At 64.6% G+C, this 15,877-nt stretch carries 15 protein-coding genes and 1 pseudogene; 12 read left to right on the forward strand and 4 right to left on the reverse strand.

Annotated features, from left to right (window positions below; all coding sequences use genetic code 11):
- Positions 1 to 131: 131 nt before the first annotated feature.
- Positions 132 to 1,151, forward strand: coding sequence for an SDR family oxidoreductase (locus ABEA18_RS18860; protein WP_345451699.1), 1,020 nt, complete (start codon positions 132 to 134; stop codon positions 1,149 to 1,151).
- Positions 1,148 to 1,465, forward strand: coding sequence for a hypothetical protein (locus ABEA18_RS18865; protein WP_345451701.1), 318 nt, complete (start codon positions 1,148 to 1,150; stop codon positions 1,463 to 1,465). The genes ABEA18_RS18860 and ABEA18_RS18865 overlap by 4 nt, the downstream gene beginning before the upstream one ends.
- A gap of 7 nt (positions 1,466 to 1,472) precedes the next feature.
- Here ABEA18_RS18865 and ABEA18_RS18870 read toward each other — a convergent pair whose 3' ends face one another.
- Complete coding sequence (locus tag ABEA18_RS18870; protein ID WP_345451703.1) at positions 1,473 to 1,958, reverse strand: MarR family winged helix-turn-helix transcriptional regulator; 486 nt, start codon at positions 1,956 to 1,958, stop codon at positions 1,473 to 1,475.
- 82 nt (positions 1,959 to 2,040) lie between these two features.
- Here ABEA18_RS18870 and ABEA18_RS18875 point away from each other — a divergent pair, with 82 nt between their 5' ends.
- From ABEA18_RS18875 to ABEA18_RS18910, 8 genes and pseudogenes are all read left to right on the forward strand, one after another.
- Positions 2,041 to 2,496: a hypothetical protein gene (locus tag ABEA18_RS18875; protein WP_345451704.1), complete on the forward strand. Its 456-nt coding sequence runs from the start codon at positions 2,041 to 2,043 to the stop codon at positions 2,494 to 2,496.
- Positions 2,493 to 3,143 (forward strand): gluconate 2-dehydrogenase subunit 3 family protein, encoded by a 651-nt coding sequence (locus ABEA18_RS18880; RefSeq protein WP_345451706.1) that lies wholly within the window; start codon positions 2,493 to 2,495, stop codon positions 3,141 to 3,143. The genes ABEA18_RS18875 and ABEA18_RS18880 overlap by 4 nt, the downstream gene beginning before the upstream one ends.
- On the forward strand, positions 3,140 to 4,768 hold the full coding sequence (locus tag ABEA18_RS18885; protein ID WP_345451708.1) for a GMC family oxidoreductase: 1,629 nt from the start codon (positions 3,140 to 3,142) through the stop codon (positions 4,766 to 4,768). The genes ABEA18_RS18880 and ABEA18_RS18885 overlap by 4 nt, the downstream gene beginning before the upstream one ends.
- A 2-nt stretch (positions 4,769 to 4,770) precedes the next feature.
- Positions 4,771 to 6,564: a thiamine pyrophosphate-requiring protein gene (locus tag ABEA18_RS18890; protein ID WP_345451709.1), complete on the forward strand. Its 1,794-nt coding sequence runs from the start codon at positions 4,771 to 4,773 to the stop codon at positions 6,562 to 6,564.
- Positions 6,564 to 7,682, forward strand: coding sequence for an enolase C-terminal domain-like protein (locus ABEA18_RS18895; RefSeq protein ID WP_345451710.1), 1,119 nt, complete (start codon positions 6,564 to 6,566; stop codon positions 7,680 to 7,682). The genes ABEA18_RS18890 and ABEA18_RS18895 overlap by 1 nt, the downstream gene beginning before the upstream one ends.
- Positions 7,683 to 7,686: 4 nt before the next feature.
- Positions 7,687 to 9,456 carry a glycoside hydrolase family 15 protein gene (locus tag ABEA18_RS18900; RefSeq protein WP_345451711.1) on the forward strand — a complete coding sequence of 590 codons (1,770 nt, stop codon included), beginning with the start codon at positions 7,687 to 7,689 and terminating at the stop codon, positions 9,454 to 9,456.
- Positions 9,457 to 9,687: 231 nt separating this feature from the next.
- Positions 9,688 to 9,997 (forward strand): annotated as a pseudogene (locus ABEA18_RS18905) (IS110 family transposase); the annotation flags it as partial.
- Positions 9,998 to 10,524: 527 nt separating this feature from the next.
- Positions 10,525 to 10,737: a hypothetical protein gene (locus ABEA18_RS18910; protein WP_345451713.1), complete on the forward strand. Its 213-nt coding sequence runs from the start codon at positions 10,525 to 10,527 to the stop codon at positions 10,735 to 10,737.
- A 595-nt stretch (positions 10,738 to 11,332) separates the two neighbouring features.
- Here ABEA18_RS18910 and ABEA18_RS18915 read toward each other — a convergent pair.
- The 3 genes from ABEA18_RS18915 to ABEA18_RS18925 all read right to left on the reverse strand — a co-directional run bounded on the left by ABEA18_RS18915 (position 11,333) and on the right by ABEA18_RS18925 (position 14,439).
- The gene (locus ABEA18_RS18915; RefSeq protein WP_345451716.1) at positions 11,333 to 11,521 is read right to left on the reverse strand and encodes a hypothetical protein; all 189 of its coding nucleotides are present in this window, start codon (positions 11,519 to 11,521) and stop codon (positions 11,333 to 11,335) included.
- Between the two features lie 257 nt (positions 11,522 to 11,778).
- A complete protein-coding gene (acs, locus tag ABEA18_RS18920) occupies positions 11,779 to 13,758 on the reverse strand; it encodes an acetate--CoA ligase (RefSeq protein WP_345451718.1) in 1,980 nt (659 codons plus the stop codon).
- 6 nt (positions 13,759 to 13,764) lie between these two features.
- On the reverse strand, positions 13,765 to 14,439 hold the full coding sequence (locus ABEA18_RS18925; RefSeq protein ID WP_345451720.1) for an acetate uptake transporter: 675 nt from the start codon (positions 14,437 to 14,439) through the stop codon (positions 13,765 to 13,767).
- A gap of 672 nt (positions 14,440 to 15,111) precedes the next feature.
- Here ABEA18_RS18925 and ABEA18_RS18930 point away from each other — a divergent pair.
- Together ABEA18_RS18930 and ABEA18_RS18935 are read left to right on the forward strand one after the other, a co-directional pair.
- Complete coding sequence (locus ABEA18_RS18930; protein WP_345451722.1) at positions 15,112 to 15,567, forward strand: MarR family winged helix-turn-helix transcriptional regulator; 456 nt, start codon at positions 15,112 to 15,114, stop codon at positions 15,565 to 15,567.
- Positions 15,564 to 15,877: hypothetical protein (locus tag ABEA18_RS18935; RefSeq protein WP_345451723.1), on the forward strand; the 314-nt coding region annotated here is incomplete at its 3' end. The genes ABEA18_RS18930 and ABEA18_RS18935, both read left to right, overlap by 4 nt.

Raw genomic sequence — 15,877 nt, forward strand, 5'->3', positions numbered from 1 at the left:
CTAAGCCTACGTATCATTGCGTTGGCGCAATCATTTCGGCTACATTGATGACTGAGCAGGGGTCCGCGTCAGCGCCCGCAGATGGGTCGGGGCGTTTGACGCAGTTGCTGACACGCTAAGGAGCCACCTTCATGGACAAAACCGCTCGCATTGTCGTCATCACCGGATCCAGCGGCGGAATCGGGCGCGCGTCGGCCCTTGCCTTTGCCCGACAAGGTGCCGTCGTCGCGTTGCTCGCCCGCGGCGAAGCGGGACTTGCCGGAGCCGCACGGGAGGTGGAAGCGGCCGGCGGGCGTGCGTGGACTTTGAGCGTCGATGTCGCCGATGCGGAGGCGCTTGACGATGCCGCCGGGCGGATCGAACGCGAGCTGGGGCCAATTGATGTTTGGGTAAACGTTGCCTTCACCTCTGTTTTCTCGCCCTTTTCCGAGATTACGGCACCCGAGTTCAAGCGCGTCACCGAGGTAAGCTACCTCGGTTACGTCTACGGAACCATGGCGGCTTTGAAGCGTATGCGGACACGGAACCGTGGAGTCATTGTGCAGGTAGGCTCAGCCCTCGCTTACCGGGGCATCCCGCTGCAGACCGCCTACTGCGGCGCCAAGCACGCCATTCAAGGATTCAACGAGTCCCTGCGGTGCGAACTGCTCCATGAATCGAGCGGCATCCACACCACCATGGTGCAGATGCCCGCAGTCAATACACCCCAATTTTCCTGGGTGCTCTCCCGTCTTCCGCGTCACGCGCAACCGGTGCCGCCGATTTACCAGCCGGAGGTGGCCGCACGGGCAGTCGTGTACGCCGCGGACCATCCGAAACGGCGCGAATACTGGGTGGGCGGCAGCACCGCCGGAACCCTCATCGTGAACGCTTTCGCCCCCGCACTGCTCGACCGCTACCTCGCCAGGACAGGCTTCAAGGCCCAGCAGACCTCGGAGCCCCGAAGTCCGGAGCAGCCGGTGAACCTCTGGGAGCCCGCAGACAGTAGCAGGGATTTCGGCACGCATGGCATTTTCGATCGCAGGTCTTCCCGGCGCAGTGCCCAGCTTTGGGCATCCCAGCGCCATGCAACGGTGGGCGCTGCCGCCGTCGGGCTCCTCGCGGTCGCGGCAATTGCCCGCGGCGCGTTCTTGCGGAGAGCAGAGCGATGAAGCCCTTGGAAGTCGTCCGGGGGGTCTACGGCATGTGCGAGCTTCTGGCCCCGGATTTCCTGACCGGCCGGCTGTTGGGCACCACACCTGACAGCAAGGCCCGGACCGTCATCCGGATCCTCGGCGCACGGCACCTGATTCAGGCGGTGCTGACTGCCCGGGCCGGGCGTACTGCCCACCGCATTGGAGGCAGCGTGGACGCGGTCCACGCCGCGAGCATGGTCCTGCTCGCTGCGCTGGACGTCAGGTACCGGACGCCCGCGGCCGCCAACGCCGTCCTTGCACTTGTCTTTGCAGCGGGAGAGTGCGAATGATCTGCCTTCACCCGTCGAGATCAATGCTGAACCGGCCGTCTTCGGAGCCTTCGCCACCGTCCGCCGCCGCAAACGCATCCATGCCCACGGCGCAAACCCCGCGCAACTCCGCCGGCATCCGACCGATCACCGCGGCAACGGCCTTGCGGCGGTGTTCCAGGACCGTGTTGACCAGGGAGACACCCTCGGGGGTCAGCGACAATGCCCGGTACCGGCGGTCACCGGGGTCATCGCGCCGACCGATCAGCCCCGCATTGACCAGCCGCTCGCAGATGCGGGTGGCATTGGAGGGATGCACGCCCAGCTCGACGGCGACGGCGCCGAGATTTTGCGGTCCGCGCGAGGCGATCATGACCAACACGCGCAATTGCGGGCTCGTGACGACGTCCTCGACTTCCACGACCGACTGCGCCACGACCCGAAGCAGGACGTTGGCGGCCCGAAGCACCGCATCGATCTGGGCATCGGCGTCATGGTCTTCGATTCTCTCCACGAACCCCAGTATCACCCTGCTACTTGCGTGACGGCAATATTTGCGCCACTGCACCGAACGTGTCTGATTGAGGAGGAACAGTATGAAACGTGAAGCCGAAGGCGAAGTGATCCACCTCGTCGATCGCATGGTCAGCAACGTGAAAGCGGGTCGTTTCGAAAGATCCCTTTCGGGGCTCACGGCTGCCGGCGCTCTGGTGACGGCGGCGGAAATCTACTTCGAACATGACAAGGCCAGCTTCGGGAACAAATGGATGTGGCTTCCCGTGGCGCTCGGCCCGGTCGGCGCGGCAGCCGGCACAGCGGGGGTCTTCAGCCGCAGGATGGCCAAAACTGCGTTGCCGATCGCAAGCGTGGCGATAGTGGCCAACGGATTGCAGGGAACCTACCTCCACGCCCGCGGCATCGCCCAAAAGCCAGGCGGGTTCTCCAATCTGCGCTACAACCTGGAGATGGGACCGCCTCTGCTCGCGCCCCTGCTGGTGACGCTTGTCGGCGGCATGGGGCTGCTGGCTTCGATACTGAGGCGAGAGAAATGAGCTCGCTTCCTCTGGACAAGGAGGCCGGGGGCGGCCGATACCCAGGTTTCAGCACCGTTGCCCAATCCGGCCATTGGGACAAGACCACCGCCAGTGTGGTCCTGGACCGGCTCGCCCGGCCCGCCGACATCCGCTTCTTCACTCCGGCCGAAGAGGCCACGGCCAAGGCGCTGTTTGACCAGTTGCTCGCCCAGCACGCCGAGCCCCGGATCCCGGTGGTCAATTTCGTCGATGCACGACTTGCCGAAAACCAGACGGATGGCTGGCGCTACGAGGACATGCCCGAAGACGGGGAGGCATGGCGCACGTCGCTGTCGGGGCTGGACCGTGCAGCGAAGGAATCATTCAATCAATCCTTCGCAAACTGCAGCGACGAGCAACAGGCCGCCGTGCTTCGGGCCATCCAGGCCCTCGGCAGCTCGATGTGGCAAGGCATGCCGGCCGGACACGTGTGGGGGCTGTGGACCCGCTACGCCTGCACGGCCTTCTACTCGCATCCCTGGGTGTGGGACGAAATCGGCTTCGGCGGTCCCGCCTATCCGCGCGGCTACAAGAACCTGGGCGTCGACCGGCTGGAACCGTTCGAAGTGGCCGACGCCAGTCCGCAGGAAGACCCCGTGGCCCATGACGGAGGAGCCCGCCCATGAGCCACGTCCGGAACCGCAACGAATCGGCGTGGCTGCTTCCACCCGGTCCCGGCAGCAACCACCGCCTGCGCGATGACATGCGCACGTTCGATGACCGGGACGAAGTGGACATCGTTATCGTCGGATGCGGCGCGGGCGGCTCAACACTCCTGCAGCGGCTGGCCCGCGCAGGATGGAGGGCGGTAGCTCTCGACGCCGGCCCGTTCTGGGACCCTGATCGGGACTGGGTAAGTGACGAGGCAGGATCGCATCACCTGTATTGGACCGATCCGCGGGTGATCGGCGGCGAGGACCCCGTGCCGCTGGGATCGAATAACTCAGGCCGCGGGGTAGGCGGGTCCATGGTCCACTACGCCGGCTACACACCCCGCTTCCACCCCAGCGATTTCCGCACCTTCACGACCGACGGCGTCGGCGCCGACTGGCCCCTGGACTATGCGGATTTGCGTCCGTATTACGAAGACATCGAAGAGGAACTCCCGGTCGCCGGAGAATCCTGGCCCTGGGGCGATCCGCACCGGTACCCCCACCGCCCCCACCAAGTCGGCGGCAATGGTGAACTGTTCCTGCGCGGCGCCCGCGCCTGCGGCATCACTGCCAAGGTCGGCCCGGTAGCGATCACCAACGGTCGCTTCGGCAACCGGCCGCACTGCATTTACCGCGGCTTCTGCCTTCAAGGCTGCAAGGTGAACGCCAAGGCCTCACCCCTGATCACCCACATTCCGGACGCCCTCTCCCACGGCGCCGAAGTCCGGGCCGATTCGATGGTGACCCGCATCGGCTTCGACGAGGGCACAGGCAGGGCCACCGGCGTCCACTATGTCCGCGACGGAAAGGAGCGGTTCCAGCGCGCGCACACGGTCGCCGTCGCCGGCTATTCGATCGAAACACCGCGGCTCCTGCTGAACTCAACCTCAACGAGGTTCCCCCACGGCATGTGCAATGACTTCGACCAGGTGGGCCGGTACCTGATGGTCCAGGGCGCGCCGCAGACGGCGGGCCGGTTCGACGCGGAAGTCCGTATGTGGAAGGCTCCACCACCTGAAGTGAGCACCGAGGACTTCTACGAAACGGACCCCGCCAAGCCCTACAAACGCGGATTTTCAATCCAGACCGTCTCCCCGCTGCCCATCGCCTGGGCCGAACACGTAGCCGCCCAAGGGCACTGGGGCGCGGAGCTGCGCCGGTATATGAGTGACTATCCACATTGGGCCTGCCTCGGGGCGCTGTGCGAGTTTCTCCCGCTGGAAGGAAACCGCGTCACCCTGGCGGACGAAAAGGACCGCCACGGGCTGCCCGTCGCCCGGTTCAGCTACAGCCAATGCAAGAACGACCGGCAGCTGATGGGCGCCGCCCAATCCGTCATGGAGAAGATCCTGAAGGCCGCCGGCGCGGACGAAGTCATCACGATCAAACGGTACGCACATCTCGTGGGCGGAGCACGGATGGCCGCCGACGAACACCACGGCGTAGTGGACCCGATGTGCCGCACCTTCGCGGTCCCCAACCTGTTCATCACCGACGGCAGCGTGCTGCCGACCCAAGGAAGCGCGAATCCCGCGCTGACGATCATGGCAGTAGCGGTACGCGCCGCCGAACGACTAATCGCAGGAAAGGAAGATTGATCATGGCATCACAGACGGTCGCTGACTATTTGCTCGCCCGGCTCCGCGAATGGGGAGTGGACAAAGTCTTCGCTTTTCCCGGTGACGGCATCAACGGGGTGCTCGCCGCTTTCGGGAAAGCCGGCAACGAGCCGAAATTCATCCAGGCCCGGCATGAAGAGATGAGCGCCTTCGAAGCGGTCGGCTACGCCAAATTCTCCGGAAAGGTCGGAGTCTGCATGGCCACCTCCGGCCCCGGCGCCATCCACCTGCTCAACGGACTGTACGACGCGAAGCTGGACCACGTCCCGGTGGTGGCGATCGTCGGCCAGACAGCACGCAGCGCCATGGGCGGTTCCTACCAGCAAGAAGTGGACCTGCTGAGCCTCTTCAAGGACGTGGCCTCCGACTACGTCCAGATGGTCACCGTCCCCGAGCAACTCCCCAACGTCCTGGACCGGGCGCTGCGCATAGCCTTGGCAAAACGTGCGCCGACGGCGGTCATCATTCCGTCCGACGTCCAGGAACTGGAATACACGCCGCCGACCCACGCCTTCAAAATGGTTCCGTCCAGCCTCGGCATCCGTTGGCCGGATATCCAACCCGATGACGAAGCGATCCGGGGTGCGGCCGAGTTGCTCAACCAGGGTAGCAAGGTGGCCATGCTGATCGGCCAGGGCGCACGCGGGGCCGCGGCGGAGGTACGCGAAGTCGCCGAACTGCTGGGCGCAGGGGTCGCCAAGGCGCTTCTCGGCAAGGACTCCCTGCCGGACGACCTGCCGTACGTCACTGGATCGATCGGCTTGCTCGGCACCCGTCCGAGCTACGAAATGATGCGCGACTGCGACACGTTGCTGACCATCGGGTCCAGTTTCCCCTACACCCAGTTCATGCCCGAAGACGGGCAGGCCCGCGGCGTCCAGATCGACATCGATCCGGGCATGATCGGCCTGCGGTACCCCTACGAATTCAACATCGTTGCCGATTCCGCGGCCGCCCTGCGGGCGCTCATTCCGCATCTGGAACGCAAAGCGGACCGGTCCTGGCGCGCTGATCTTGAATCCAAGATCACCCGTTGGTGGGAAACCATGCACGCCGAGGCCATGGTGGAAGCCAATCCGATCAATCCCATGCGGCTGTTCTCGGAACTCTCCGACCGCCTGCCGGAGGACGCAATCATCACGGCGGACTCCGGCTCCTCAGCCAACTGGTATGCCCGGCAACTGAAGTTCCACGGGCAAATCCGCGGCTCCCTCTCCGGCAACCTCGCCACCATGGGGCCCGGGGTCCCGTATGCCATCGGAGCGAAATTCGCCCATCCGGAACGTCCCGTAATCGCCTTCGCCGGGGACGGTGCCATGCAAATGAACGGCATGGCCGAGCTCATAACCATCCACCGCTACTGGAGCGAGTGGGCTGATCCCCGGCTCATCGTGGCGGTCCTGCACAACGATGACCTGAACCAGGTCACATGGGAAATGCGGGCCATGGGAGGCGTCCCGTCCTTCCGTGAATCGCAGGACCTGCCCGACGTCGACTACGCGTCTTTCGCATCCAGCCTCGGGCTGCAGGGCATCAACGTCGACTCCCCCGACGAGCTCGGAGGCGCCTGGGAGAAGGCCCTCGCCGCGGACCGGCCCACCGTCCTGGATGTGCGCACCGACCCCGACATCCCTCCGATCCCGCCCCACGCAACTTTCGAGCAGGCCCTCAACAGCGCGAAGGCTGTCATGAAAGGCGACGACAGCGCCTGGGGCTTCATCAAGGAAGGAATCAAAACCAAGGCCCAGGAGTTCCTGCCGCAAAGGAACGATTGATGGCCGTGACCGATTCGACGCTTCAGCTGAAGTCCCTTGACGTATCGGCCTACACCGTCCCGACCACCACGCCCGAGGCCGACGGCACCTACGCCTGGGACGCCACCACCATGGTCCTCGTGCAGGCCACGGCGGGAGAGTGGACCGGAATCGGCTGGACCTACGCGCCCGCGGCCTGCGCGGCATTGATCAGGGAAATTCTGGAACCGGCTGTGGTCGGGCTCAACTGCTTCGACGTTCCGGCTGCGGCCGAAGCCATGGCCCGGACCGTCCGGAACTCTTCACGCCCCGGACTGGCCGGCTACGCCATCTCCGCCGTCGACTGCGCCCTCTGGGACCTCAAGGCACGGATCCTCGGTCTTCCCTTGCAGCATCTCTTCGGCGCGGCCCGGGCGGCCGTGGATGTTTACGGCAGCGGTGGTTTCACCACGTATTCGGAGGAGCAACTGCGCATCCAGCTGGAGGGATGGGCCGGTCACCAGCAGATCCCGCGGGTGAAAATCAAGATCGGAGAAGACCGCGGCACGAACACAGTCCGCGATCTCGCCCGGATCCGCCAGGCCCGGGAAACGATCGGCTCCGGCGTCGAGCTCTTCGTCGACGCCAACGGCGGCTACACCGCCAAGCAGGCTGTCCGGGTTTTCGAAGCATGCGCCGAGCAGGAGGTGGTCTGGTTCGAAGAGCCGGTGTCCAGCGATCATCTCGAAGGACTCCGCCAGGTCCGGCGATCCATCAACGCCGACGTCGCAGCGGGCGAATACGGCACCACCCTGTTCTATTTCCGGCGCATGTGCGAGGCCGGCGCCGTGGACTGCCTGCAGGTGGACGTGAGCCGGTGCGGCGGGTTCACGGAGTGGTTCCGGGCTGCTGCGGTGGCCGCGGCCCACGGGCTGGAGGTCTCCGGTCATTGCGCCCCCAACCTGACCGTCCCGGCGGCCGCCGGTACGCTGAATTTTCGTCATCTGGAGTGGTTCCACGACCACGTCCGGATCGAGGAAATGTTCTTTGACGGTACAGGCGACCCCGACGGCGGCAGCGTCCGACCCGCCGAGGACCGCCCGGGCAACGGACTCACTTTCCGTGCGCGGGACGCCGATAAGTACCGGATCCAGGCATAGTCAGGTGGAATCCGGCAAAGAATCCGACAGCAACGATCTCCTTTTTCCTGCCCAGGTTCTCCGCGAATACTCCCTCATAGGCGACGGTGAACGGGGCGCAGTGATCGGGCCGCGCGGAGACGTGGTCTGGATGTGTGCCCCGCAATGGGACAGCCCAGCAGTGTTCTCTTCCTTGGTAGGCGGTTCCGGCGTGTTTGCCGTAACTCCTCTGAACCCGCGCTATGTCTGGGGAGGACACTACGAGGACGGCACGCTGATCTGGAACAGCCGCTGGGTCACGACGGACGGGATCGTCGAATGCCGCGAAGCCCTCGCCATGCCCGGTGACCCCGCCACGGCTGTGCTCATGCGTCACATCCGGCTCATCTCCGGGACCGCTCCGGTCCGGATCCTCCTTCAACCCCGGCCCGGCTTCGGCCGGCACGGGGTGGATTTCTCCAGATCCGACGACGGCGTGTGGTCAGGTGACGGCGGCGGATTAAGGCTCCGGATCAGCGGGATGGGCCAAGCAAACCTGATCGACGGCATGCTGCGGCAGGACATTCAGCTTTGGCCTGGAGGGGAACACCACCTCGTACTGGAACTCTCCAGCAAACAACTACCGTCACGGCCGCCTGCCCCGGCGGATCTCTGGACTGCCACCACGCAAGCCTGGGCCTCATCGGTTCCTGCCATGGACGACACTGTCGCGTCTGCCGACGCTCGCCGGGCATACGCGGTCCTACGCGGGATGACGAGCTCGACAGGGGCCATGGTCGCGGCCGCCACCCTGGGCCTGCCGGAGCGTGCCGAGGCAAAACGCAACTACGACTACCGCTACGCCTGGATCCGGGACCAATGCTTTGCCGGACAGGCAGCCGGAGCGTGGGCGGCCACCGACCTGCTCGACAGCGCCGTCCATTTCGTCAGCGAGCGTTTGCTGACCGACGGGATCAACCTCAGGCCCGCATACACCGTCACCGGCAGCAAGGTACCGGACGAGCACACACTCGAACTTCCCGGCTACCCGGGAGGCACCGACACAGTAGGCAACTGGGTCAACCAACAGTTTCAACTTGACGCCTTCGGCGAAGCCCTGCTGCTCTTCGCCACGGCCGCCCGCCACGACCATCTCGACAAGGAACACTGGCACGCGGTCGAGCAGGCCGTGGCGGCCATCGAAGCAAAATGGGACGTCCCCGATGCCGGCATCTGGGAACTCGGGGACGAACGATGGACCCATTCCCGCCTGAGCTGCGTCGCCGGCCTCAAGGCCATCTCCCGCTATGCCCCCGCCGACCAAGCGTCGGCCTTGGACCAACTGGCCGGGCTGATCCTGACCCACACCGCGGCCACGTGCACGCATCCCAGCGGTAGGTGGCAACGATCAGCCGCCGACGACAGGATCGACGCGGCACTTCTTCTTCCGGCCATCCGCGGAGCCTTGCCAGCCCGCGACCCCCGCTCCCTCGCCACCGCAGAGGCGGTCAGAAAGGAACTCCTCGACGATGGATACGTCTACCGGTTCAGGCACGGGCCCGGTCCCCTGGCAGAGTCCGAAGGCGCCTTCCTCCTCTGCGGATTCAACCTGGCCCTGACGGAACACCAGCAAGGCAACATCACAGAAGCAATCCGGCTCTTTGAACGCAACCGGTCCGCCTGCGGCTCCCCCGGACTCTTCACCGAAGAATACGACATCGAACAACGCCAGCTTCGCGGGAACTTCCCTCAGGCCTTCGTCCACGCCGCCATGCTCGAAACAGCCCATCGACTCGCCCAGCCGCCTCCACCCTGACGATCACCCCACCGCACAAAAGGGGGGCGGCACTTTGGACCCCGCCAGATGTCCCTCCGCAACACCCCGCCGGGGAGGACCAAAGAAGTGCCCGCCGGAATGCGGGTACCGGCGGCACAAAGCCACGCAACCGACTAACAGATACTGGAACTTAAAGCCAAGTGGTCCTTGGTCCTTCCTCAAACTGTCGGTGACGACACGAAGTCACACCTCCGTCTTCCAAACCCGGGCAGATTCGCTGGTGTCGCCGGACTCGCCCCGGCGCCCAAAGACCCGGGAAGAATCACCGGCAACCACCACCGCCCCCCGACGCTGCGACCGCCGGCTCCCGCGGGTCTTCTACCTCTCCTCGCTCTCCGCGCTCTCCGCGCTGAAATCCTGCGTCGCGGCAGGGACCTACTACGACCGCAGACGGCTTGCAGGCAAAACACGCATCCAGGCGATGCTTGCCCTGGCACGACGCCGACCCAACGTCCTCTGGGCCATGCTCCGCCCGGCACCACCTACACACCTGGCAGAGCGGTTCAGACTGCCCCGATGACAGCTTGACTGGCAGTTGTCCCCACGGCCTCGGGCGCCGAATCGAGTTCCTGCCACAGGTTCAAGGTGAAGTCCGGCAAAGGCTCGAGGCGCCTTCTCTTCCGCGCCCGGCCAGGAGGATGGACACTATTTTCAGGGGGTGTCATCGTCGAACAGATGAGGCCAGAGCTGTCATGAATCCTTTGATCACATTGGCTGCGCCGCAGGACAGCAGCCCGTTGACTTTCCCGGTCCGGCCAATGGGAGCCACGGTTCTTCCCGAACCCATGCGGGTGTATCCGGAAGCTTATGCGGAGGCTCCGCGCGCCTGCACGGCGGAAGCCGCAGAGGGGGCCGCGGATATCTTCGACGACGTCCTTGGCATCGCTGTCGCCGAAGTATCCTTGGTGGCCGCCGCTCCAGACGGGCGATTCACCGACCCCGCTCATCGCCGCCAGGGACTGGACGAACAACCCCTGCACCCCGAGGGTCCCGGAGCCGTTGCCCTCGGGCACACACTCAACACAACCGGAACAGGACGCGCCGATCATGACCCAGCTCAAGCCCACTCTGGAAGTCATGGTCTCAAACGCGGCAGCTATGGAGACCGAACTCGCCCCAGCCGTTGAAGAGGTCCGGCAGGCGGCCCTCGCCGAACGCCGCTGCGGCATCCTAATCACCCGACACGGGGCAGGAAAATACACGGTGGGCCTCAGCGAGGACGTGCCGTTCGGCCTGACCTGGGAACGAGACGCCGGATAACGCCCCGGAGCTGTCGGCCCCGGGCGTCCAACAAGGCGACTACGGCGAGGAACCCAGCAACCATGGTTGGTCCTTCCTCACTCATGACGGGAAATTTGGTCTTGCGCGCAGGCCGGAATTCGGTGTCCGGCTGATAGACGGGACCAGCGGCGGGAGAGAATCCCGGGTCCTGGCATGGATTCTCCACCACGCCTTGACGCCGCTGGCGCCCTTGAGGTTCGACGCCGTGCTCAGCGGGGGTTCCCTCAGCGGCGCCCAAATTCCAGCTGCGGATAACCCGAATTGCCCAGCCGTGCGTGGTGCGTCACGAGCCGCTGGACGGTCGACGACGGCGATCCCGCTCCTGCGCTCGTCACATTCGCGACGTCGCCCGGCTGCCGTGGCCAGTGTTCGGGTGCCGCTTCGTTGGCCTCGCGGCTGCCAGCGCGATCGCCGTCGGCGTGCTGCGATCAACCGCCAAACAGAGTGAAAATTCATGGACGACCGCTGGAAGCGCCCCCCGTGGCCTTCCGTTATCGCAAATAAGTCCTGGCAGTCACAAGCAACCGGTCTGCCCTCGGCGGTCCTTGAGAGGCACCTGGGCGAGGAATTCGACTTACCTGCTGCCCCAATCGCGGAAGTAAGGAACTGCGCCATGATGGTGCTTGTTGTTGTACTTCTGCGCAAAAACCAACGCGTCCTTGAGCCCGGGGAAAACCCGGTCTTTCGTGTGATCGGCACATCTGACGAGGTATGCGAACTCCTGAAAGCCGTAGCACTGGGTTACGTACGCGGGTCGAGTCATAACATCCCCCTTTTTGTATCGTTCGTCTCTCTGCGCCCACAGCGTACAGGAGGGAGGCCCACCCGCTGAAAAGTTCGCTGAAGATTTCCCTGGTCCAAGCCGTAGCGTTGTTGCCCGCCAAACAAGGGCGGCCGGGTTTTCTTCGACCGGGTGACTCAATCTGTCAAATGCTTTGATGGCCCGTTACCAGCCGTGGAAACGCCGGCCGGAGGGCTCCTTTGTGTCACCCGGATGTTTGTTTCGTCCGGGTGCACCCGCTAGTGCAGCCCTCCTGCGCCGCCCAGCATTCCTGCCTTGATCTGGTCCATGACCGACGAGTCCGCCAACGTGGTGACATCCCCGATCGGCCTGTCCTGAGCGACGTCTTTGAGCAGCCGTCGCATGATCTTGCCGGACCGTGTTTTAGGCAGCTCGGCCACCACCATGATCTGCCGGGGCCGGGCGATTTTGCCGATTTCCTTGGCCACGTGTTCACGCAGCTCCTGCACCACTTCCGGGCCGCCGTCGCCCGCTTCGCTGCGGAGGATGACGAAGGCGACGATCGCCTGTCCGGTGGTTTCGTCGACGGCGCCGACGACGGCCGCCTCGGCGACTTTCGCGTGGGAAACGAGGGCCGATTCGATTTCCGTCGTCGAGAGCCGGTGTCCTGCCACGTTCATCACATCGTCGACCCGGCCTAGAAGCCAGATATCTCCGTCCTCGTCCTTTTTCGAGCCGTCTCCTGTGAAGTAGAGACCTGGGAATCGTGACCAGTAGGTCTCCACGTACCGGTCGTCGTCGCCCCAGATGGTGCGCAGCATGGAGGGCCAGGGCGCCTTCAGCACCAGATAACCGCCCGAACCATTGGCAACAGGTGCGCCCGCGTCATCGACGACGTCGGCCACGATTCCGGGCAAAGCCTTCATCGCGGCGCCCGGTTTGCCGGCCGTAACTCCCGGGAGGGGGCTGATCATGATGGCTCCGGTCTCGGTTTGCCACCAGGTGTCCACGACGGGCGTCAGGTTGTGTCCGATGTTCTCCCGGTACCAGACGTAGGCAGCGGGGTTGATCGGCTCGCCCACCGTGCCGATCACACGCAGGCTCTCGAGGTTGTATTTCGCCGGTATCTGGGCGCCCCACTTCATGAACGTGCGGATGGCAGTCGGGGCGCAGTAGAGAATCGATACTTTGTATTTGTCGATGATTTCCCACCAGCGGCCCTGGTGCGGGGTGTCCGGGGTGCCTTCGTAGAGTACGGACGTGGCGCCATTGGCCAAGGGACCGTACACGATGTAGCTGTGCCCGGTGACCCAGCCGATGTCTGCGGCTGTCCAGAAGATGTCCGACGCAGCCTTCAGGTCGAACACCGCCCAGTGCGTGTAGGCGCATGCCGTCAAGTAGCCGCCGGTGGTGTGCAGGATGCCCTTGGGCTTGCCGGTGGTCCCCGAGGTGTACATCACATACAGCGGATGCTCCGCATCGAACGCTTCGGCCTCGTGATCGGTGGAAGCCAGTTCGACCGACTCGTGCCACCAGATATCGCGCCCCGGCGTCCAGTCGATCTCCTGGCCTGTGCGACGGACTACCAGGACGTTGCGGACGTCCGGGCAGTCCAGCAAGGCCTCGTCGACGGCGGGCTTCAGTCCAATGGCTTTGCCGCGGCGGTAGGCGCCGTCGGAGGTTATGACGATCCGTGCGTCGCAATCGTGGATCCGCGTCCGGAGGGCGTCCGAAGAGAACCCGCCGAAGACGACAGTGTGCGGAGCCCCGATCCGGGCGCAAGCCAGCATCGCAACGATGGTTTCCGGGATCATCGGCATGTAGATGGCCACCCGGTCTCCGGCGGTGACGCCCAAACCGGTCAGCGTGTTCGCCGCCTGGCAGACCATGTTCGTGAGCTGGGCGTAGGTGATGGTGCGGGTATCTCCGCCTTCCCCTTCGAAGTAGTAGGCGACTTTGCCTCCTCGGCCGGCGGCTACGTGCCGGTCGAGGCAGTTGTAGGCGACATTGAGCTTGCCCCCGATGAACCATTTGGCGAATGGCGGGTTGGACCAGTCCAGGACCTCTGACCATTTTTGCGACCAGTCCAGCCGCTCCGCCTGCCGCGCCCAGAACGCCAGCCTGTCGGCGTCGGACTCGGCATAGTCCGACGCCGTGGCGTTGGCTTTGGCGGTAAAACCGGCTTCCGGAGCGAAGCGGCGTTGTTCGTGCAGCAGGTTTGCGAGGGTCTCATCCGATTCTGTTGGGTAGTCGGCCATCTCTGGTCACCGTCGTCCCACCGGGAGTACAGTCCGCTTGAAAGTGGAGTTCGCAACCACGGCGAGGGAGCAGTACCAGGCAATGAGTGCCGTCACGAGGCCCAGCCAGCCGCCCAGCATCGTCATTCCGCTTGCCCCCGCGAAGGCGCCGATAAACAACGCGATGAAGGTCAGGGTCAAGAAGGCGAAGACAGCAAAGACGCCCAGGCTGACGCGCCACGAGGCAATAGTCATATAGGCGGTAAAAATAGCCCAGGCCAGCAGGTAGAGGCCCACTGCCTTGCCGGCATCAGCGGCGGGAAGGCTGGCTGCATTGAACTGGCTCAAGAACCAGAACGAGAGCCAAAACGCTCCATACGAGCAGAAGGCGGTTGCGCCGAAGACGTTGCGGTTGGCAAACTCCCAGATCCCTGCCCCGAATTGTGCGAGGCCTCCGTAGAACAGTGCAAGTCCAAGGACGACGGGCTCATCGGCCTTGACGATCAAGCCGGCATTAATGGCACTCAGGACGAACGTCGTCATGGCGAAAGCCCCCAAACCCAAGGCCGCCGGATCGGCAAATGGGGGAGTGGGGCTCGCCTGGGGAGAAACCGCAGGGCCTTGGGCTGGTAGCGGATTATCGGTCCTGCGACCACGATCGGCCGGGACGGTTCCCGCGGCAGAACTAGATTCGATACTCATGGTACGACTCCTTGGTCAGCACCAGCACCATCGCTGGTGACTTATACCAGACTACACCTGAGTATGCAAGTCAAAGTTCAAAGATGATGTGGTTCGAATCACACCATATTGTGGCGTAAGTCACAATGTAGGCTGCGCCCAAGCCTGCAATTTCGCCCAGTCGTGCAAGGTGTGAAGCCCTTACCGCCCGGTTCCTTCCGAATGACTTGCTGCGTCGGCCGCGGCAATCATCGCGGGTGAGGTCGACGGGCGTCGAACTGAGTTGAGGTGACTCCGTTTCTCACCGTCGGGATATGGATGTCGTCGAGGCTTTTGAGGCCCGCTCCCGGCGAGAGCAAAGATGACTCTTCGCCCCCGTATCGTCCGACCAGGTACGCCGCCAGCACAACGCAGTACAAGAAACGGGACTCCCTTACGGACCGGGACCCCGGGTTCAGGCTTACCGGAAACCCGTGATCAGGAATATTCAGCCAGGACAACACGCCCGGGCCGCGGGGCAGGCAGGCCGGGGAAACGTGCCCCGAACACCAACCGGCTCTTCAATCGCAGGGGGATTCCCGGCGGGCTACTTCGCGCGTCCACCCCGGAATCCAGGAAGCCTGTTCACGTTGTCACTTTCGGAAGCTGACTGCGCGGCCACAGCAGGCTCTTGCAATATGCAATAGTTGTCGTATGCCAAATCCTCTCGACCGCCACATCGATGCCCTCCAGCGGGCCACGCGCGACTTGCTCGCCGTCGCCATGCGCAGCGTGGACGAGGTCACGGACCTTTCCCTGCCGCAGATGCGCATGCTGTTCGCCCTGCACGACCACGGGACGCTGCCCAGCGGCGCCCTCGCGCACGTCCTTGAAGTCTCCGGATCTTCGGTGACCCGGTTGGCCGACCGGCTGTGCGCGGGAGGGTACGTGCGGCGCTCCGCTTCTGCCGGAAACCGCAGCCTCGTCCTGCTTTCCCTGACGGATGTCGGCCGCGGTGCCGTTGAAGCCGTCCTCCGCCGGCGCGACGACGAGTTCCGGGACGCTCTCGCGCACCTCGACCCGGAGCTGCGGGACCAGCTCGCCGCCGGTCTCACCGCTCTCCATGGGCACCTCTCGGCGGCGTCGCTGAGCCGGGCGGTGGTCGCGTGAGCACGCACCGTGGCCATCAGTTGGGCGATTTCGCCGTCGACCGGCGGATGCTCCTGGTGGCGGCCCTCGCGATCCCGGTCGGGGCCCTCGGGGCACTCGCGGCCTGGGCGCTCTTGGGCCTCATCGGCCTCGCAACAAACCTCCTCTTCTTCGGCCGCCTCTCGACAAGCCTCGTGGCCGTGGGCAGCGGACATCCCTGGTGGCAAGTGCTCACCTTGCCCGTCGCCGGCGGACTCGTGATCGGCCTCATGGCGCGGTTCGGCTCGGAGAAGATCCGCGGCCATGGAATGCCCGAGGCCATCGAAGCCAT

The sequence above is a fragment of the Arthrobacter gyeryongensis genome (assembly GCF_039543785.1).
Lineage (GTDB): Bacteria > Actinomycetota > Actinomycetes > Actinomycetales > Micrococcaceae > Arthrobacter > Arthrobacter gyeryongensis.

What these genes read in the sequence shown, in the direction of transcription:
- ABEA18_RS18860 (WP_345451699.1), top strand. Translation starts at nt 132, where the DNA reads ATGGACAAAACCGCTCGCATTGTCGTCATCACCGGATCCAGCGGCGGA.
- ABEA18_RS18865 (WP_345451701.1), top strand. Translation starts at nt 1,148, where the DNA reads ATGAAGCCCTTGGAAGTCGTCCGGGGGGTCTACGGCATGTGCGAGCTT.
- ABEA18_RS18875 (WP_345451704.1), top strand. Translation starts at nt 2,041, where the DNA reads ATGAAACGTGAAGCCGAAGGCGAAGTGATCCACCTCGTCGATCGCATG.
- ABEA18_RS18880 (WP_345451706.1), top strand. Translation starts at nt 2,493, where the DNA reads ATGAGCTCGCTTCCTCTGGACAAGGAGGCCGGGGGCGGCCGATACCCA.
- ABEA18_RS18885 (WP_345451708.1), top strand. Translation starts at nt 3,140, where the DNA reads ATGAGCCACGTCCGGAACCGCAACGAATCGGCGTGGCTGCTTCCACCC.
- ABEA18_RS18890 (WP_345451709.1), top strand. Translation starts at nt 4,771, where the DNA reads ATGGCATCACAGACGGTCGCTGACTATTTGCTCGCCCGGCTCCGCGAA.
- ABEA18_RS18895 (WP_345451710.1), top strand. Translation starts at nt 6,564, where the DNA reads ATGGCCGTGACCGATTCGACGCTTCAGCTGAAGTCCCTTGACGTATCG.
- ABEA18_RS18910 (WP_345451713.1), top strand. Translation starts at nt 10,525, where the DNA reads ATGACCCAGCTCAAGCCCACTCTGGAAGTCATGGTCTCAAACGCGGCA.
- ABEA18_RS18915 (WP_345451716.1), bottom strand. Translation starts at nt 11,521, where the DNA reads ATGACTCGACCCGCGTACGTAACCCAGTGCTACGGCTTTCAGGAGTTC.
- acs (WP_345451718.1), bottom strand. Translation starts at nt 13,758, where the DNA reads ATGGCCGACTACCCAACAGAATCGGATGAGACCCTCGCAAACCTGCTG.
- ABEA18_RS18925 (WP_345451720.1), bottom strand. Translation starts at nt 14,439, where the DNA reads ATGAGTATCGAATCTAGTTCTGCCGCGGGAACCGTCCCGGCCGATCGT.
- ABEA18_RS18930 (WP_345451722.1), top strand. Translation starts at nt 15,112, where the DNA reads ATGCCAAATCCTCTCGACCGCCACATCGATGCCCTCCAGCGGGCCACG.